We start from the raw sequence: 18,851 nt of genomic DNA, 5'->3' as shown, positions 1-18,851 counted from the left end.
ATTATATTTCAATATTTTCTGAAATGATGAAATAAAAAACACCCACATGTGGTGGGCGTTTTTTAATAATTATGACGAGAAGGAGAAGAACTTAATACGTCCACATATCTAATTCAAAATCTCTGATTTTATCTTTAATACGTTCAGATTCCAATAATTGCATCAATGCATTATCTGCAACGTATTCGGTAATTTTTCTATCACCTTGCACGTTTTCTTCTTTATAAATATATCCGTGAAAGCGTCTAGCATTTAAGATATGATCGAAAGAATATGGCATGGAACTATTTTCATTATTGAAGGCTTTTGCCTCGTGTAATACGGCTCTGGCATCTGGGAAAAACACCCAAAAAAGTGGTACTAAATCCGGCTCTTCTTCATCAATAAAATTAACATCTGGCGCTACTGGAGCAATCCCCAGCAAACGGTATTTCATTTCGGCTTGACGTTTATCAAAGTACCAAAGGCCTCTAATGTGATATTCTCTAATATCTGCAGCGGTAATATCTCTTCTATCAATATATTCCGCCGATAATTCTTCACCTGCATTTAATTGCTCTATCCCTAGTTCGGTAGTATCAACTTTTACTAATGCAGCTTCAATATCCCTTAAAGTACGTTTTGTTGTAAAATACGAATCATCATAAATGTTATCTATATTACCATTTTTGATATTCAACATAAGTACGTCATATAATGACCGTCTGTCGCTACCAATATTATTGGTATCAATAGGGTAATATAATGGGAAATTTGCACGCTCATCAAGCACTACTTTTTCCCAAACCGTTTTAGAAAATAGAATATCTCTATCGTCAACGTAACCATATTCTAATGGCTGATCGTTATCTACTGCAATCTGCGCTTCTGTTCTCACCCCAATTTCCTCAGGGCTTTTAGCATTAAGAATATTTGCTTGAGCAGATACACTTGCTACAGTAAAAACGGTTGTAACGGTTAATAAAACACTTTTAAAATTCATCTTCTTATACATTTTAATTACTAGGTACTCTATGATAACGCTAATCCTAATATTTTAGTTTGTAAGCTCTATGATAATTGGAGATACTTTTTTAAGTATAACACTTACACCACTAGCTTTTGCTTCAATATCGAATATAGTGACATCTGAACCACGTTTTGCTTTACGCAATGCCGCTTTAGCTCTACTGTCTAACTTACTACCATTAACATTAATTGTTGGTTGTCCGGGAACTTTAAATTTAAATCCTGTTACACGTAAAGGTAATTCAAAATCAAAATCATCAAATTTCGCACCAACTGTAGAGATTTCTAAACTGTTACGTTGCATTTTAATAGCACCGTCTTCACCTCTTACAGTTCCTGTTGGTTTTGGTAAATCTTTAATTCTAAAAGTTGCTCTATCACTAACGGTTTGTCCGTCAATTTTACCTGTAACATTAATGGTTACTTCCCTACCTTTAATAGTTGTTGCATCCATGACATACTTGCTTCCTCCAGCTCTTGATAAACCTTGTGCACTTGCGTTCACTTTATTGTCTGGAATACCTGCAAATGAAATAGTCATAGGGTTTTTCACACCTCTATATACCACATTCATTTTATCGGCAGAGATGGTTGCTGAATTGGGTTTTGCCACGGTAGCAAATGATTGTACAACTGGTACTTCAATCTCTTCTCCATCTTGAGCAAAGATTAATTTCCCTTCAATTTTGTGTTCGCCTACTCCACCAGTACCAACTTTTAATTTTACTCTACCGCCTTCGATAGTATATTGGTTTTCGGTAAGTTTTCTACCATCAAGAGTCAATTCAACTCTACTTGGTTTTGTACTTTCATCTGTTCTTCCTAAAACAATTTCTCCATCAAATTGCTCACTATTAAAATAAGCCGATTTTGAAGTTTTAAGAATTGTTGTATAATTCGTCATAGAAACCTCACTTGAGAGTGTCCCTTGTAACATATTTGACAATACTTCAGATTCTGTCGTTTTGATATCTGCTTGAAGCTGCGTCATTTTAGTTAATGAGGCCACTAAAGGAAACCCTTTATAATGGTAATCTAACCAATCTTGAGTACCAACGTCTCGCTTTACAGGTTCTGTTGCAAACTTATCGTTAACATCCTTAATGACAGTTTCCATACCTTTCTCTCCTTTCAAAATTTCGGAAACACCGTTTCTAAACTTTGCCATTTCAGCTAAAAACCTCTCACCTTCTGGTTTAAGTTTATCGCCTTTAAAGAAATTTTCATCTAAATAATCTCCTTTATCCATAATCTCATAATCCGTAGGATCATCAAGTTTGGCAGTCATTTTAGATTTTAAACCTTCTAAATAGGCGTTAAAATCAGTAGCCAATTCGTCAATCCGATCTGCTTTAGATTTTAAAGGCACGTATTTTTCTGGTTGATCTACCGCTTTTTGCTCTAGGCCCGCCATAAAACTTTCATTACGTGACGTAGTAGCTTCGTTAGATTCAACTAATTTTTCATTCATTAATCCAAATGCTGAAAGCACTTCTTTTGACATATTTAAAGCTAGCATCGCTATAAATATTAAATACATCAAGTTAATCATTTTCTGTCGTGGTGATAAATTTCCTCCTGCCATTTCTAATTAGGTTTTTAGTTAATATTAAATTGGGATTAACCCCTAATTAGTTTTTGTTCATTGCAGAAAGCATACCGCCATACACACCATTTAATGATGATAAATTAGATGCTAAAGATTGCATTTGCTCTTTTAATTTAGCTGCGTTTTCAATAGATTCCTCATTAATGGTGGCTTGTTTGTTTACACTTTCTAATTGTACTTTATACAAGCTGTTCAATGATTCCATTTGTGCTGCGGCCAATGATAATTCTTCACCGTACTTCTTAGTAGCTTCAATTGAATCTACTGTAGAAGACATATTTTTTGCGGCACCTTCAAAGTTTTTGATACTATCGCCTAAACTTGCCATTAGTTCGCCATCAATTTTAGCGTCTTTTAACATTTCGTCTAACTTCTTAGATAATATGCCTTGAGGATTCTCTTTTTCTTTTTTACCAGATGCTCCATCAGCTAATTCTGGATAAACTAATGCCCAATCCAACTCGTCATCAACGGGCTCGAATGCAGATAATGCAAAAATAATTGCTTCGGTTACAAGACCAATAGTTAACATCACGTTACCTGTTAAAGGTCCAATTTCAAAGTGAATAATTTTGAATAGTGCGCCAATAATTACAATGGATGCTCCTAATCCGTAAGCCATATTCATAAACTTTTTACTCGCTTTTGACTTTGCCATAATTTTCGATTTTTAATGTTAAGTACGAATACTTAAGTAGGTTAATTAATAGTGTTAATTTTAATTTCGATTTGATTTGTTCTATTTAATTTCCAGCGCCGTTAGTACCTTGTGTCCCCATGTAATCTTGCACTGTTCTGAATCCTATATAACTTCTTGCTGAATCAGCATACTCATAATCTCTTGAACTTACTTGTAAATAATAAGCCACATCTTTCCAAGAACCACCTCTAACTACTTTACGTTGGTTATTGTTGTCATTTACACTTGGATTTACAGTTGAAATATATTCGTAAGACGATGGGTCGTACGATGCATTTACCCATTCTGAAACATTACCAGCCATATTATAAAGATTATAATCATTAGGCTCATACGATTTTGCTTCAACGGTATATAATGCTTGATCTGCTGCATAATCCCCTCTTACAGGTTTAAAGTTTGCCATAAAACAGCCTCTATCACTTTTAGTGTAAGGACCACCCCATGGATAGGTTGCGGCTTGCAAACCTCCACGAGCTGCATACTCCCATTCTGCTTCAGATGGTAATCTAAATGAATTTACCATTTGAGCACCTCTAGACTTTTGATGTGAATTTTTATATAGCGTTCTCCATTGGCAGAATGCTTTAGCTTGCTTCCAAGTAACACCTACTACTGGATAGTCTCCATACGCATCATGCCAAAAATAATCATTGTGCATAGGCTCATTATAAGAATACGCAAAATCCCTGATCCAAGCAGTTGTATCTGGATAGATTTCTACCTGCTCTTTTATAATTACATCCTTTCGTTGTAAATCTCTGTTTTTAGCAGCTTTTTGAATGTCCATATAGGTATACTGAAATTGGAATTTTTTAACATCCCAAGTGCGTTGACCATTATATGACTCTTCTAAAGGTAAATACATGGTATCCATAACCTCGGTATACCATTCATCTGGGTAATCATTAATATCAAAAATTAAATCAATATCCTTATTTAATTTTCTGCCTTCATATCCTGTTGGACCTAATCCCGTATAGTTTTCGAACATGTATTTTTCGTAAACACTCATATTAGCTGTATCGGCATCCTTAAATGCGAATTCACCAATACCACCATCTTCAGGTATTTTACCAACTTCATCTGCTAGTATAGCAAGTTTAGTTCGTACTATGGAATCTCTTACCCAATTTATAAATTGACGATACTCACTATTGGTAATTTCGGTCGCATCCATATAGAACGCTCTCACGGTCACCGTTTTTGCAGGAGCATCATGGATGCCTGCTAAATCGTCATCGGCTTTTCCCATTATAAAAGCCCCTCCTGGTATAAGTTCCATACCATATGGCTTTTCTGGATGCCATTTTTTTCCTTTAACACCTACTAGCTCGCCCTTATCACTTGAGCTACAACTTGCCAGTAATGCTACTACTGCGGTTAATAATATAAACTTCTTCATATCCATAGAAAACTCGAGGTTAATTATTTAAGCTTCAATTTCGAGAGCGTAAACATATTTATATATTTTTAAAAAAACAACTATTTGAACAAAAAATCTACATTTCATCGTGAAAAATTCACATTTCATCGATGAAATTCACATATTTGTCCGTTTATTACTACTATATGCTATTCTTTTGAAACGCTTTATACCAGCGCTCTGGCAGCTTATTATTACAAGCATCCAGATAATCTTGATGCATGCAAGGTAATAACGTATGTCTCTTCAATTTATTATTGACTTCTTTTAAAAAAGGGATTTCAATCCACCATCGTCCCGTTTTATTACTTTTATAAAAGATTAATTCTTGAGAATCAACCAAAGTGATGAATTTTTGATAGTATCTGTCATCGCTAAAATCATCATCCTGCACCCTATAATTAACACCTTCTATAAAATACCACAGCATTTGCGATACTAACATCGATGTAATTTCATCATCTTTTGAAGGCTTATATTCATATATTCCAAAAGAGGTCACCTTGTTACTTATACCTGCATAGCGTGAAACGGCACAAATTTCTTTTCCATTTAAGCCATTAGGTGAATATTTCTGATTTAAACTTAATTCTGAACTTCTTACAGCACTTAAATCAATACTCACAAGATTGGCATCCCTAATTACGGGCTCAACAATAGTAATGTCTTTGGATACTTGACCAAGTCTATAGGATTCAAAATACAAACTGTCCATTAAATCGATTTCTTCCTGCGAATTAAAATACGTTTGATACCCTATAGTGGCATAGTTGAATAGGTTATAAGGTTGGTCTAAAATGATTTTCCCTACGAAACTATTGTTCTTTATAGGCTTGGCGGAATCTCCTAAATCGAACTTGCAATCCACATTCACAATATTAACCATGGGGATAACATCGTCATACGCTCTATAATTGGCATAGGTTAAATCTTGACTGCCACCCAAAATTACAGGAATGATATGCTTTTTTAATAAAATTGAGATGGTTGTTTTTAAGGCAAAGTAAGTATCTTCAACACTCTCTCCGCTATTTATATCTCCTAAATCTGCTACAGTGGTATTCCAACTTCCTGGATAAAGACTATAAAATGATTTTCTAATCTCATTTAATTGAAACTTTTCTCCAATATAATTAACATCATTTCGGTTTTCTATTACCCCAAGAATGGCCACCTGAACATCATCTAAATCTGGAATTCCGTTTTGCGCAGAATGAATGCGGAGTTTTCTCCCCAGTGCTTGCAATGGAAGTAATTGATTATGAGCCAATATCAAATCTGAAACTGGTGAAAGAAAATTAAAGTTCATTGAGGGAATGCTTATTTTTCTATTTTCTTGGTTTTATATTTTACGCAAATATCAATAGAATAAATGAAATTTTATATAAGGTTAACATAAAAATTATGACGTATCGTAATCATATTAATAATTTGACTATTTCTATTTCACGAAATCGTTAACTTATTGTTATTCAGGTTACTTCTTTTTTGTGGTCGCTTTCTTTTTGGTAACCTTTTTCTTGGCGGCTTTTTTCTTTGGTGCTTTAGCTTCAATTAAAGCTTTGGCCTCTTCTAAAGTCATATCGGAAACATCAACTGTTTTGGGCAATTCTACTTTTATCTTTCCTTTAAGCACATTATGTCTGCCCCAACGGGCTTTTTCAACCCGAATACCTTCATTTTCCCAGTTATGGATCACCTTGTCTATTTCCTTTTGGATCTTGGTCTCAATCAATTCAACAATATCTTCATCAGATAAGTTATCCCAGTCATATTTTTTGTTCACGTTAATGAACATATTGTTCCATTTAATAAATGGCCCAAAACGGCCCTTACCTTTTTGGACTGGTAAATCTTGATACATATATATTGGGGCATCTGCTTTTTGTTTCTCTTTAATTAAAACAATCGCATCGTCCAACTCCACACTTAAAGGATCGGTGCCTCTTGGTAATGATACAAAAGCATCGCCAAATTTAACGTAAGGTCCAAAACGACCATTGTTCACCTCTACGTCTTTATCTTCAAAAGTTCCTAAATTTTTCGGAAGTTGAAACAGATCCATGGCTTCATCGTACGTAATGGTATTTAATTGCTGATCTGGACTCAAGCTAGCAAATTGAGGTTTTTCCTCATCATCCACAGTACCAATTTGCACCATGGGACCAAATTTACCTAAACGGACACTGACTTGTTTTCCCGTTTTTGGATCTTTTCCTAAAATGCGCTCTCCAGATTCTCTATCGGCATTTTCCTTTACGTCTTCAACGATTGGATGAAAGTCTTTATAAAACGATTTCATCATTTTTCTCCAATCTTCCTTTCCTTCTGCTATCTCATCAAAATCAGCCTCTACTTTCGCTGTAAAATTATAATCTAAAATGGTTTCAAAATGATTGACTAAAAAGTCTGTAACAATCATCCCAATATCAGTGGGCACCAATTTTCCCTTATCTGAACCTACTTTTTCAGATAACATTTTATCATTCACCTTCCCGTTTTTCAAAGTGAGTTGTGCATAGTCACGCTCAACCCCATCAACAGTGCCTTTTTCTACATAATTTCTATTTTGTATAGTAGAAATAGTTGGCGCGTAAGTAGAAGGACGTCCAATACCTAATTCTTCCAACTTTTTAACGAGAGATGCTTCCGTGTAGCGCGCTGGCGGTCTCGTGTAACGCTCAGTCGCGGTGATGTAATTATTAAGAAGAACTTCGTTAGTTCTCATTGCTGGCAACATCCCTTCTTGCTCAACATCTTCATCATCCGTACCTTCTAAATACACTTTTAAAAACCCATCAAAAGTGATGACTTCCCCGTTGGCAGTAAATGTTTCCTTATGTGTTGACGCCTCAATTTTAACATTGGTACGTTCCAACTCCGCTTCACTCATTTGGGAGGCAATCGACCGTTTCCAAATTAAATCATACAAACGCGCTTGATCTCGATCTATATTTACAGAATGGGTCGTAAAATTTGTAGGACGGATGGCCTCATGCGCTTCTTGTGCGCCTTTAGATTTCCCTTTGTAATTTCTTGGTTTACTATATTTCGATCCGAAAGCATCTTTAATTTCTGCCTCTGCACCTTTTCTGGCCTCATCAGATAAATTGACACTATCTGTTCTCATATAAGTTATTAAACCAGCTTCGTATAGGCGCTGCGCCATATTCATGGTTTTACTTACTGAAAAATATAACTTTCGGGATGCTTCTTGTTGTAATGTGGATGTTGTAAAGGGCGCTGCAGGTGATTTTTTAGCTGGTTTCTTTTGTAAATCTGAAACCTTGAAATCTGCTGGAGCATTCTTTTCTAAGAATTTTTTGGCCTCTTCCTTAGTTGAAAAATTCTTTGGAAGTTTCGCTTTAAATGTTTGCCCATCTTCGTTGGAAAACTCAGCATCTATTCTATAGGACGCCACAGGGGTAAACTCTTGAATATCTCTTTCCTTTTCAACAATCAACCTTACAGAAACCGATTGCACTCTTCCTGCCGATAGACCACCTTTCACTTTTCGCCAAAGTACTGGGGACAACTCGTAACCCACAATTCTATCCAGGACACGACGTGCCTGTTGTGCATCTACCAGGTCGTAATCAATCCCTCTTGGATTATCAATCGCTTTTTGAATGGCCGTTTTTGTGATTTCGTGAAAAACAATACGTTTTGTTTTGTCCTTATCAAGTTTTAAAGTCTCAGCCAAATGCCACGCAATAGCCTCTCCTTCTCTATCTTCATCACTTGCTAACCAAACCCAGTCTGCCTTTTTAGCCAGATCCTTAAGCTTTTTTACAACTGCTTTTTTATCTTTTGAAACTTCATAGGTTGGCTGAAAATCACCTTCTACATCTACCCCTAATTCCTTTGAAGGTAAATCTGAGATATGTCCAAAACTAGATTCTACTTTAAAATCCTTTCCTAAAAACTTTTCAATAGTTTTCGCTTTTGCAGGTGACTCAACAATCACTAAATTCTTTGCCATACTTGATTTTTTGAAGCTACAAATGTATATGAAAAAAAGTTTATCTGCCTAATTTTACAGATTATCTGTTATATTGATGCCTAATAAAACCCGCATATTAATAAAAACATGCGGGTTCTTATAAATCAAATTAAGCAATTTATTCTATTGGCGCTTCAACAATGTAATCATTACTATTCTCTTTAAAACCAACCACATGTTTATAAATTAAATAGGTGGGATGGTAAACAAAGGCAGCAGTAAGTAACATGCCTATACCACAAAGCAGGAAGCCAACAATTTGTGCCATTAAAGATGTTAAAATGATTAACCCAAATGAAATTAACCATTTTTTATTTCCTATTTTAAAACCTGCCTTCACAATTTCACCGACACTTAATTCTGGGTTAAATGCAAAAATCACTGTAAAATAAGAAAAAGGCACCATGACATAAAGCACAGGAACATAACATAATAATACGGCGGGGATGGAAATTAAGATAGTAACCAATAACAAGAGTAAAGCCTTGCTTAAATATTGACCTTTTATAAAATAGAAAAAATCGTTAGTCGTCACGTCTTCATTAAAATCAACCTTTTTCATAATTCTATAAAAGCCAGCATGCAAGGCCAATGATATAGAGCCTAATACAAAAACGCCTACAATAACAAGCAAGATATAAAGCACGGACATTCCTGCAAAAAAATTATCAAACGCCTCTGTATTTCCGTAACCACTCTCTTGTTGTGCAATAATAAGCCCTACAAAAGGAATATAAACCACAATGATTAAGGGCAACATCACTATTACCGTGAACACTTGCAAGAGAAAACCTTGTAGCCATGTTTTTTTAAATAACTCTATACACTCATTTAAAATGGTTCCAAAATCTAAATCTTTGGCACTTTCAATCTTTTCTAACAGTCTGTTTATGGTATTCATTTTGCGATGGTTTGGTTGTTAATTGTAATATTAAAGAGATTAAAGATAATTTTTTTTAATTAAGAGCTCATCTTAACTTTTTCTATTTCCTAAAAAATGGCTGAAATTCGCCCATATTTTGTTATTTTTTTATGCCGCGGTACTATGCTAAAACTTAGAAAATGTTATATTTTATTGTATCTGGAAGATTCATCATGACGTTCTAATACATAAAACGGGTTAAACAAAAAATCCTGCATAAATGCAGGATTTTTTGTTATACAGTTTTGCTATATTATTTCAATAAATAAGTACTTATAAGAGCTATTCCATTATTCACATAACTGTATTGATATAAAGTGTTTTCCCCTATCATGAGCAAAGTATTTTCTAACGGAATCACATCTTTTGCTTGTATGTTTTTAAATTGTTGCATAAGTTTTAAGTCAAATGGAGTCATTCTATCAAAGATTTTTAAACCAGAAGTACCATCACAAATAAAAAGCATATTATCTTTAACACCTAATCCATAAGGATTATCAAGATTGTATCTTTTTGCTAATGTTGGATTTGTTTTATCGGTAATATCTATAATTTCAAGTACGCTTTCTAATTGTCCGCAAGCATTACCACCACGCAAAGTGACATACGCATAATTTCCATCTACAACTACAGGGTCACAGCCTTCCCAGTGGGTAAATTCTGAAACATATTCTGGCAACGATGGATTGACCAAATCATAAATATACATACCATTGGTACTTCCTAGATATAAATAATCATCTGCCTGAAACATCGTTTCTATATTCCAACCCGCATATTGCGTGTTTTCAAGTAGGGGTTCAGCTAAATTCTGAATATTAAATATCCCCATTTGATAGTTTCCTACGGTATACAAATAGTTGTCTACTATTTGAAAACGCGCCAAAGAGCCCCCAATTCCCATAGCAGACTCATTTGAATTGTTTAAAGCAATATCCATGAAACGTTCATCCATTTTTTCACGTCTTTCTGTAGTTAGCGTCCAACCTAAAACAATATCGGTTTCAAAATTAATTTTATCATAATCAACATATTCTGCTTCAATAGGGATATTGAAATTATAAATATTAAACACATCTTCTAACCGCTGTACTAAAGACACCGAATTGATATCCGAAATATCAAAAACCAACAAATCTGTAGCACTATCTGCATATAAAAAATTGTCTTTAATAGAAATGTCTTCATTACCGGGAATCTTAATGAACTTAATAGCATTTGGTAATTTAGGATTCGTGTTATCAATAATATGCACACCCTTATTGACATCACTTACAAAAATATAATTTTTATAAGCGTATATTTTGCCGGCTTTTTCAATGTTTGTGGGTACTGTAACCTCTACTGAATTCCTAAAAGTCGTTTTACTCATCAATTGTGGGACGGCCACTTGAACAAATTCATAATTGGAATCGTCATTTTTATCACAAGACAAAGCCATTATAAAAACTAAGGACAAAAAAAGATATTTAAATTTCATATGTAAAAAATGTTTTAGTTAGAGGTTATATGTAGTTACTTTATAAGTCACCTTTAAAATTAGTACTTTAGAATCGGAAATCCATTTTGACATGCAATGCTTTTGGGTGGATTTTGAATGTCACACGTAGAAACAATTCCCCATTTAACATTATATTCATTTTCTGCTTGAGTATACGCATCAACTTTTTGTAAAAAAATTGCTGTATCTATATGTGTTGAATACGCAATATATCCTTGCGGGCCTCCACAAGCTTTAGAGCCATAAGCAGTAAAAGCCCAGTCACTAGCGTTGGTGCAAGAAAAACGACTTGCAAGCTCTTGAAATTCATTAAACAAAATCATTAATTCTCGATGATCCTGTTCCTGTTCCGTTAACTCCCTTTTTACAACTAATTCGTTTTCGGTAAGTGAGACGATACGCCAAGCATAGTTACTAGGAAATTGCTCTTTAGATAGTGTTATAAGTGTATTATCTAACTGCCATTTTCCATTATAATCAGAAAAAATTAAGGGCGGCGTTCCACACCAGCCTGAAGAACGCTCGACAAAATCTCTGTTTTCCTTGAATAAAATTCCGTAATCTTCATCAGGAAGTGTTGTTGCTCTCCTAAAGCTAGTTTGTTCACCATCATAGATTGGGTCTATCCAATTGCCTATTAATAAATTATTTGAATCTATATTTATATCATCATCCTCACACTGCATATTCATAAAGCAAAATAATACAGAAACTACGAAGAAAAATTTTTTAATTGGCTTCATCTTTTAAAATCTTAGTTTATTATTAGATACTTAAAACGCATTTTGGTTGCGCATATTAAGCATTAAATTTAACTGCCACTTTGTCACAAAAACACAAATTAATTGTATCTTTGCACTTGCTTATTGATGGGTAGATAGAATTTTTAGTTACCATCAATTATGAGTAGATATGGAGAAAATTATAGACGAAAACAAGCAAGGAGAAACACTTACTCTCGAAAATAAAAAAGACAATAACAGGAAGCTTTTTATAGAAAGCTATGGTTGTGCTATGAATTTTAGCGACAGCGAAATAGTCGCATCCATATTGGCCAATGAAGGTTATAACACCACTAAAAACTTAGAAGATGCCGATTTGGTTTTGGTAAACACCTGCTCTATTCGGGATAAGGCAGAACAAACGGTTAGAAAACGCTTGGAAAAATACAATGCTGTTAAGCGCGATAGCAACCCAAAAATGAAGGTTGGTGTTTTAGGCTGTATGGCAGAGCGCCTAAAAACAAAATTTCTAGAAGAAGAAAAAATTGTAGATCTAGTCGTTGGTCCTGATGCCTATAAAGATTTGCCCAATTTACTAGCTGAAGTTGATGAAGGCAGAGACGCTATTAATGTCATGCTTTCAAAGGACGAAACTTACGGTGACATTGCTCCTGTGCGCTTAAACACCAATGGCGTCACGGCATTTGTTTCCATTACGCGGGGTTGCGATAATATGTGCACCTTTTGCGTGGTGCCGTTTACACGAGGGCGCGAACGCAGTAGAGACCCTCAAAGTATTATTGAGGAAGTAAATGATTTGTGGAATCGCGGGTTTAAAGAAATTACACTTTTGGGCCAGAATGTTGACAGCTACTTGTGGTACGGTGGTGGTCTTAAAAAAGACTTTGTTAAAGCAAGTAACATACAAAAAGCCACATCAGTTAATTTTTCTAATTTGCTGGCCATGTGCGCCAAAGCACAGCCCAAAATGCGCATTCGGTTTTCAACCTCTAATCCGCAGGATTTAACCTTAGACGTTATTGAAACCATGGCTAAGTTTAATAACATTTGCAATCATATTCATTTACCCGTGCAAAGTGGCAGCAATCGAATTCTAAAAGAAATGAATAGATTGCACACACGTGAAGAATACATGGCATTGATAGATAACATCCGCCGTATCATTCCCAATTGTGCTATTAGTCAAGATATGATTGTTGGGTTTCCAACTGAAACTGAAGCAGATCACCATGACACCATGTCCCTGATGGAATATGTGAAGTATAATTTTGGATATATGTTTACTTATTCAGAACGCCCAGGAACCATGGCAGGCCGCAATATGAACGATGATGTTTCTGAAGAAGTTAAAAAAAGAAGATTACAGGAGATAGTCGATTTACAACGAATACACAGCGAAATTAGAACCAAAGAATATTTAGACACCATCGTAGAAGTGCTGATTGAAAAAGAATCAAAAAAATCTGATGCACAATGGTCTGGTAGAACCGCCCAAAATATTGTGGCTGTTTTTCCTAAAGAAGATTATAACATCGGAGAATTTGTTCAAGTACGTGTAACAAATTGCACAAGCGCCACCCTAATAGGTGAAGCAATTAGTCTATCTGAAAATAATTAATAACACAACATGGAATCCGTTCAACATATAAAACAACGCTTTGGAATTATTGGTAACACGCCAACACTAAACCGAGCCATAGAAAAAGCCATTCAAGTGGCACCAACAGATATTTCGGTTTTGGTTACTGGCGAAAGTGGCGTGGGGAAGGAAAGCATTCCGAAGATAATCCATCAATTATCACATAGAAAACACAATAAGTATATTGCTGTAAACTGTGGCGCCATCCCAGAAGGCACTATAGACAGTGAGCTTTTTGGTCATGAAAAAGGAGCATTTACCGGTGCTACCCAAACCAGACAAGGGTATTTTGAGGTAGCGGACGGTGGTACTATTTTTTTAGATGAAGTTGGAGAATTGCCCTTAACTACACAAGTACGTTTATTGCGCGTATTAGAAAATGGCGAATTCATCAAAGTAGGCTCAAGTAAAGTTCAAAAAACAGATGTGCGTATTGTAGCGGCTACCAATGCCAATATGTACGAATCTATAAAGAAAGAACGCTTTAGAGAAGATTTGTATTACAGGTTGAGTACCGTAGATATCCATCTGCCACCCTTAAGAGAACGGCAAGAAGATATTCATTTATTGTTTAGAAAGTTTGCCAGTGATTTTGCACTAAAATATAAAATGCCAACCGTAAAATTAACAGAGCCCGCTATTCAGGTTCTATTACGTCATCGTTGGAGCGGTAATATACGTCAGTTAAGAAATATCGCAGAACAAGTATCGGTATTAGAGCAAAATCGAATAATTTCGGCAGAAACTTTAAAAGGCTATTTACCAACATCAGGCACCAATTTGCCTGCGGTAATAAAAGACTCTAAATCTGAAAGTGATTTTAGCAGTGAGCGTGAGATATTGTATAAAGTACTTTTTGATATGAAAAGTGATTTGAACGATCTCAAAAAACTCACCATGGAACTCATGAAAAAAGGTGATTTGGGAGAGGTTGAAAAAGAACACGAAGGGCTTATTGAAAAAATATACGGCACTAATGACACTGATGATACTGAATTTGAAGAGGCCGTAGATTCTGAAGCTGAATTTTTAGCACTTTCAGATCATGATTATAGTAAAGACAATGGCACTAATAATATTCAAGATAAATATCATTTTGCTGAAGAAATTGAGGAGGAAGAAACTTTGTCATTACACGACAAAGAATTAGAATTAATAAAAAAATCGCTTGAGCGTCATAGCGGAAAACGTAAATTAGCAGCAGCAGAACTTGGTATTAGTGAACGCACATTGTACAGAAAGATTAAACAATATGATTTGTAATTTTAAGTTTTGTTAATACGAATTGTCATAAAATGAAGATATATAAATACCTAATTATAACATCAACCCTAATTACCATATTAGGATGTGGGGCCTATTCTTTTACTGGAGCTTCCATTCCTGCTGGCACCGAAACGTTTCAAGTGAATCGGTTTGAAAATAACGCACTGTTGGTAGAACCTGGTTTAGAACGTGATTTTAAATTAGCCCTTGAAGATCTACTTCAAAATCAAACCAATTTAACACTGGTCACTTCTAATGGCGACTTGGTTTACGAAGGTGAGATTACCGAATATAGAATTTCACCAACCACCGCAACGTCTCAAAACACAGCGGCACAGAATAGGCTAACCATTGGTGTGAAAGTGAGGTTTTTTAATAGAACAAATGTAGAAGATGATCTAGATCAATCCTTCTCCTTTTTTTATGACTATCCTGGAAGCGCTCAATTAATTGGCGGACAAAAAGACACCGCACACGAAGAGATTTTTGAACGTATCACACAAGACATCTTCAACGCGACATTAGCTAAATGGTAACTATGAACCAAACTGATTTTATACACATTCTTCAAAATCCGCAGACTATCACAGATGCGCAAACGAATGCTATAAAATCGGTTATTGATGACTTTCCATATTTTCAATCGGCACGGGCGCTATATCTTAAAGGTCTTAAAAATCAAGGCAGCCTAAATTATAACAACGAATTAAAAATAACCGCATCCTATACTTCAGACCGTAGTATTTTATTTGACTTCATCACGTCGGATGCGTTCGTTCAAAATGAAATTTCAAAATTCATAAAGCAAAACACCGAACATCTGAAAGATTTTGATGTTGCTATTGAAGATATTTCTGTTAATAAAAGCGTGACTATAGATGATGCGCTAAGGCAACATATAAATGACACTAGCGGTATTTTAGATCCTGCTTTATTTCAACCCAAAGAAGAACGCCCTAACAAATTGACTCCTTTTAGTCTAGACCCATCTGAAATTATTGAGACGGTAACTAAAGATACCAAAACACAAGAACCTTCAGAAGCAGATGTCCTCCAATTGGGAAAACCGCTTCAATTTGACAAAAGAGAAGTACACTCTTTTAACGAATGGCTCAAATTAACACGCTTTAAACCGATAGAACGCCCTACAGAAAAAATCGTTAAACCTTCAGAAGAACATATCTCGGAGCGTTCAGATAAAGCAAAAAAATTCCAGTTGATTGAAGACTTTATTGCAAAAAACCCAAAAATAGAACCAAGAAAAGCACCAATAACAAAAGGCAATCTTGCCAAAGCACAAATGATACAACCAGAGTCTCTCATGACAGAAACTTTGGCGCGTATTTATGTGGAACAGAAAAACTACAAAAAGGCCATTCAATCTTATAAGGTTTTAAGTTTGAAATATCCAGAAAAAAGTAGTTTCTTTGCAAACCAAATTAAGGCAGTAGAACAATTACAAGAACAAAATAATAAAGAATAATGAGTACGTTTACAATATTTTTAGCACTAATCGTTGTCGTAGCATTTCTATTAATAGTAGTAGTTATGGTACAAAACCCTAAGGGAGGCGGATTGTCTTCTTCTTTCGGTGGTGGTGGTACCCAGCAATTAGGTGGCGTTAAAAAAACGACCGATTTTTTAGATAAAAGCACGTGGACATTAGCAACCGTATTATTGGTGTTAATTTTGGCTTCTAATCTAACCATTAACAGAGGCGGAGAGAATGCAGATTCTAAAGCTTTAGATCCAGATGCAACAACAACGCAACCATTACCAGTTGTTCCTACCGCTCCGGCCACAAAGGATGCAGGGACTGCTACACCAAATGACTCTTTAGGAAACTAAAATCACACATTTTAAAATATATTAAAAATGCCAACTTAACCGTCGGCATTTTTTGTTTCTGTAAGTTTGTCAGTTAATCGCTATTGGCACACTTTTAGAACACTCCATAGGCGTTACATTTAACTTAATTAATTTAAAAATAAAATAGAAAATGAGCTTAAACATTAAACCATTATCGGATAGAGTTGTGATTGAACCTTCTGCTGCCGAAACCAAGACAGCTTCAGGAATTATCATTCCAGACAACGCTAAAGAAAAACCACAAAAAGGAAAAGTTGTAGCTGCTGGAAAAGGCACGAAAGACGAACCTATTACTGTTAAAGTAGGTGATTCTGTTTTATACGGAAAATATGCAGGTACAGAGCTTAAACTAGAAGGTAAGGATTATTTAATCATGCGTGAAAGCGACATACTAGCTATTATATAAATAGGGTAATGCTTTTGGCTGTCAGCCTTTAGCTAAAAACACAATATAAACTAAATAATAATTGATTCTTTTAGCTAACAGCAAACTGCTAAAGGCTAAAAGCTTAAAAACACAAAAAATGGCAAAAGATATAAAATTTGATATTGAAGCACGTGACGGTTTAAAACGTGGCGTGGATGCATTAGCAAATGCAGTAAAAGTAACCTTAGGACCAAAAGGCAGAAACGTAATAATTAGCAAAAGTTTTGGTGCACCACAAGTAACAAAAGATGGTGTAACTGTTGCTAAAGAAATTGAATTGGATAACCCACTCGAAAACATGGGTGCCCAAATGGTAAAAGAAGTAGCGTCTAAAACAAATGATTTAGCTGGTGACGGTACGACTACTGCTACGGTTTTAGCGCAAGCCATCGTTAAAGAGGGCTTAAAAAATGTTGCTGCTGGAGCCAATCCTATGGATTTAAAACGTGGTATTGACAAGGCAGTTCAAGCTATTGTTAAAGATTTAGATAAGCAATCTCAAAAAGTTGGTAATTCTTCTGAAAAAATAAAACAAGTCGCTTCCATTTCTGCGAATAATGATGATACTATTGGTGAGTTAATAGCAACCGCTTTTGGCAAAGTTGGAAAAGAAGGCGTCATCACCGTTGAAGAAGCAAAAGGTATGGAAACATACGTAGATGTTGTTGAAGGTATGCAGTTTGACAGAGGGTATTTATCACCTTACTTTGTAACAGATGCTGATAAAATGATTGCCGATTTAGAAAATCCGTACATTTTATTATTTGATAAAAAGATTTCTAACTTACAGGAAATCCTTCCCATATTAGAACCGGTAGCACAATCTGGACGTCCATTATTAATTATTGCTGAAGATGTAGATGGTCAAGCATTAGCAACTTTAGTTGTTAATAAATTACGTGGTGGACTTAAAATTGCTGCGGTAAAAGCACCTGGTTTTGGAGACAGACGTAAAGCGATGTTAGAAGATATTGCTATTTTAACTGGTGGAACTGTAATTTCCGAAGAAAGAGGATTTACTCTTGAAAATGCAGACTTAACTATGCTAGGAACTGCTGAAACAGTAACTGTAGATAAAGACAATACAACTATTGTAAATGGTGCTGGAAATGCTAAAGATATTAAAGCAAGAGTAAATCAGATAAAATCTCAAATTGAAACTACAACTTCTGATTACGACAAAGAGAAACTTCAAGAGCGTTTAGCAAAATTAGCTGGCGGTGTTGCTGTACTTTATGTAGGAGCTGCAAGTGAAGTGGAGATGAAAGAGAAAAAAGATCGTGTTGATGATGCCTTACATGCAACAAGAGCAGCTGTAGAAGAAGGCATTGTTGCTGGTGGAGGTGTTGCTTTCCTTCGGGCAAAATCGGTGTTAGAAAAAATTACTACCGAAAATCTTGATGAAGTAACAGGTATCCAGATTGTAGCACGTGCTATCGAAGCGCCATTGCGAATTATTGTTGAAAACGCAGGTGGCGAAGGTAGTGTAGTAGTATCAAAAATCATGGAAGGCAAAGGCACTTTTGGTTACGATGCAAAGTCTGAAACTTATGTAGATTTGTTGAAGGCTGGTATTATAGACCCTAAAAAAGTAACACGTATTGCGTTGGAAAACGCTGCTTCTGTAGCTGGTATGATTCTAACTACGGAATGTGCTTTAATTGATATTAAGGAAGATGCCCCTGCCATGCCTCCAATGGGCGGCGGCGGTATGCCAGGGATGATGTAATGTCGAATC

Annotated in this window: 16 protein-coding genes; 7 read left to right on the top strand and 9 right to left on the bottom strand. The window is 35.4% G+C overall.

The window, feature by feature from the left end; all coding sequences use genetic code 11:
- Window positions 1-91 precede the first annotated feature (91 nt).
- From porN to FAF07_RS12015, 9 genes are all read right to left on the bottom strand, one after another.
- On the bottom strand, window positions 92-982 hold the full coding sequence (porN, locus tag FAF07_RS12055; protein WP_142785341.1) for a type IX secretion system ring subunit PorN/GldN: 891 nt from the start codon (window positions 980-982) through the stop codon (window positions 92-94).
- 54 nt (window positions 983-1,036) lie between these two features.
- The gene (gene porM / locus FAF07_RS12050; protein WP_142785340.1) at window positions 1,037-2,593 is read right to left on the bottom strand and encodes a type IX secretion system motor protein PorM/GldM; all 1,557 of its coding nucleotides are present in this window, start codon (window positions 2,591-2,593) and stop codon (window positions 1,037-1,039) included.
- Window positions 2,594-2,639: 46 nt separating this feature from the next.
- Window positions 2,640-3,275: a type IX secretion system motor protein PorL/GldL gene (gene porL, locus FAF07_RS12045; RefSeq protein ID WP_142785339.1), complete on the bottom strand. Its 636-nt coding sequence runs from the start codon at window positions 3,273-3,275 to the stop codon at window positions 2,640-2,642.
- 85 nt (window positions 3,276-3,360) lie between these two features.
- A complete protein-coding gene (gene porK / locus FAF07_RS12040; protein WP_185956558.1) occupies window positions 3,361-4,722 on the bottom strand; it encodes a T9SS ring complex lipoprotein PorK/GldK in 1,362 nt (453 codons plus the stop codon).
- A 163-nt stretch (window positions 4,723-4,885) separates the two neighbouring features.
- The gene (locus tag FAF07_RS12035; RefSeq protein WP_142785337.1) at window positions 4,886-6,052 is read right to left on the bottom strand and encodes a formimidoylglutamase; all 1,167 of its coding nucleotides are present in this window, start codon (window positions 6,050-6,052) and stop codon (window positions 4,886-4,888) included.
- 168 nt (window positions 6,053-6,220) lie between these two features.
- Window positions 6,221-8,725: a type I DNA topoisomerase gene (topA, locus tag FAF07_RS12030; RefSeq protein WP_142785336.1), complete on the bottom strand. Its 2,505-nt coding sequence runs from the start codon at window positions 8,723-8,725 to the stop codon at window positions 6,221-6,223.
- A gap of 139 nt (window positions 8,726-8,864) precedes the next feature.
- Complete coding sequence (locus FAF07_RS12025; RefSeq protein ID WP_142785335.1) at window positions 8,865-9,647, bottom strand: hypothetical protein; 783 nt, start codon at window positions 9,645-9,647, stop codon at window positions 8,865-8,867.
- A 274-nt stretch (window positions 9,648-9,921) separates the two neighbouring features.
- Window positions 9,922-11,148 carry an LVIVD repeat-containing protein gene (locus FAF07_RS12020; RefSeq protein WP_142785334.1) on the bottom strand — a complete coding sequence of 409 codons (1,227 nt, stop codon included), beginning with the start codon at window positions 11,146-11,148 and terminating at the stop codon, window positions 9,922-9,924.
- Between the two features lie 59 nt (window positions 11,149-11,207).
- Window positions 11,208-11,912: a lipocalin family protein gene (locus FAF07_RS12015; protein ID WP_142785333.1), complete on the bottom strand. Its 705-nt coding sequence runs from the start codon at window positions 11,910-11,912 to the stop codon at window positions 11,208-11,210.
- 169 nt (window positions 11,913-12,081) lie between these two features.
- Here FAF07_RS12015 and miaB point away from each other — a divergent pair, with 169 nt between their 5' ends.
- The 7 genes from miaB (at window position 12,082) to groL (ending at window position 18,842) form a co-directional block, all read left to right on the top strand.
- Window positions 12,082-13,530 (top strand): tRNA (N6-isopentenyl adenosine(37)-C2)-methylthiotransferase MiaB, encoded by a 1,449-nt coding sequence (gene miaB, locus FAF07_RS12010; protein ID WP_142785332.1) that lies wholly within the window; start codon window positions 12,082-12,084, stop codon window positions 13,528-13,530.
- A 9-nt stretch (window positions 13,531-13,539) separates the two neighbouring features.
- Window positions 13,540-14,814 carry a sigma-54 interaction domain-containing protein gene (locus FAF07_RS12005; RefSeq protein WP_142785331.1) on the top strand — a complete coding sequence of 425 codons (1,275 nt, stop codon included), beginning with the start codon at window positions 13,540-13,542 and terminating at the stop codon, window positions 14,812-14,814.
- Between the two features lie 32 nt (window positions 14,815-14,846).
- Complete coding sequence (locus FAF07_RS12000) at window positions 14,847-15,353, top strand: LptE family protein (RefSeq protein WP_142785330.1); 507 nt, start codon at window positions 14,847-14,849, stop codon at window positions 15,351-15,353.
- Window positions 15,354-15,355: 2 nt separating this feature from the next.
- Window positions 15,356-16,300: a hypothetical protein gene (locus FAF07_RS11995; protein ID WP_142785329.1), complete on the top strand. Its 945-nt coding sequence runs from the start codon at window positions 15,356-15,358 to the stop codon at window positions 16,298-16,300.
- Window positions 16,300-16,665 carry a preprotein translocase subunit SecG gene (gene secG / locus FAF07_RS11990; RefSeq protein ID WP_142785328.1) on the top strand — a complete coding sequence of 122 codons (366 nt, stop codon included), beginning with the start codon at window positions 16,300-16,302 and terminating at the stop codon, window positions 16,663-16,665. Before FAF07_RS11995 ends, secG begins: the two co-directional genes overlap by 1 nt.
- Window positions 16,666-16,816: 151 nt before the next feature.
- The gene (locus FAF07_RS11985; RefSeq protein WP_142785327.1) at window positions 16,817-17,092 is read left to right on the top strand and encodes a co-chaperone GroES; all 276 of its coding nucleotides are present in this window, start codon (window positions 16,817-16,819) and stop codon (window positions 17,090-17,092) included.
- A gap of 118 nt (window positions 17,093-17,210) precedes the next feature.
- Window positions 17,211-18,842 carry a chaperonin GroEL gene (gene groL / locus FAF07_RS11980; RefSeq protein WP_142785326.1) on the top strand — a complete coding sequence of 544 codons (1,632 nt, stop codon included), beginning with the start codon at window positions 17,211-17,213 and terminating at the stop codon, window positions 18,840-18,842.
- Window positions 18,843-18,851: the final 9 nt, after the last annotated feature.

It is taken from the genome of Changchengzhania lutea (assembly GCF_006974145.1).
Classification (GTDB): Bacteria; Bacteroidota; Bacteroidia; order Flavobacteriales; family Flavobacteriaceae; genus Changchengzhania; species Changchengzhania lutea.
The sequence above is the reverse complement of the archived record's forward strand: the minus strand, read 5'-3'. Positions and strand labels throughout refer to the sequence as shown.

Excerpts from the sequence above, each read along its gene's own strand:
- porN (WP_142785341.1), bottom strand. The coding sequence starts at position 982 with ATGAATTTTAAAAGTGTTTTATTAACCGTTACAACCGTTTTTACTGTA.
- FAF07_RS12035 (WP_142785337.1), bottom strand. The coding sequence starts at position 6,052 with ATGAACTTTAATTTTCTTTCACCAGTTTCAGATTTGATATTGGCTCAT.
- FAF07_RS11985 (WP_142785327.1), top strand. The coding sequence starts at position 16,817 with ATGAGCTTAAACATTAAACCATTATCGGATAGAGTTGTGATTGAACCT.
- FAF07_RS12025 (WP_142785335.1), bottom strand. The coding sequence starts at position 9,647 with ATGAATACCATAAACAGACTGTTAGAAAAGATTGAAAGTGCCAAAGAT.
- groL (WP_142785326.1), top strand. The coding sequence starts at position 17,211 with ATGGCAAAAGATATAAAATTTGATATTGAAGCACGTGACGGTTTAAAA.
- topA (WP_142785336.1), bottom strand. The coding sequence starts at position 8,725 with ATGGCAAAGAATTTAGTGATTGTTGAGTCACCTGCAAAAGCGAAAACT.
- porL (WP_142785339.1), bottom strand. The coding sequence starts at position 3,275 with ATGGCAAAGTCAAAAGCGAGTAAAAAGTTTATGAATATGGCTTACGGA.
- porM (WP_142785340.1), bottom strand. The coding sequence starts at position 2,593 with ATGGCAGGAGGAAATTTATCACCACGACAGAAAATGATTAACTTGATG.
- FAF07_RS12000 (WP_142785330.1), top strand. The coding sequence starts at position 14,847 with ATGAAGATATATAAATACCTAATTATAACATCAACCCTAATTACCATA.
- FAF07_RS11995 (WP_142785329.1), top strand. The coding sequence starts at position 15,356 with ATGAACCAAACTGATTTTATACACATTCTTCAAAATCCGCAGACTATC.
- FAF07_RS12020 (WP_142785334.1), bottom strand. The coding sequence starts at position 11,148 with ATGAAATTTAAATATCTTTTTTTGTCCTTAGTTTTTATAATGGCTTTG.
- FAF07_RS12015 (WP_142785333.1), bottom strand. The coding sequence starts at position 11,912 with ATGAAGCCAATTAAAAAATTTTTCTTCGTAGTTTCTGTATTATTTTGC.
- secG (WP_142785328.1), top strand. The coding sequence starts at position 16,300 with ATGAGTACGTTTACAATATTTTTAGCACTAATCGTTGTCGTAGCATTT.
- porK (WP_185956558.1), bottom strand. The coding sequence starts at position 4,722 with ATGAAGAAGTTTATATTATTAACCGCAGTAGTAGCATTACTGGCAAGT.
- FAF07_RS12005 (WP_142785331.1), top strand. The coding sequence starts at position 13,540 with ATGGAATCCGTTCAACATATAAAACAACGCTTTGGAATTATTGGTAAC.
- miaB (WP_142785332.1), top strand. The coding sequence starts at position 12,082 with ATGGAGAAAATTATAGACGAAAACAAGCAAGGAGAAACACTTACTCTC.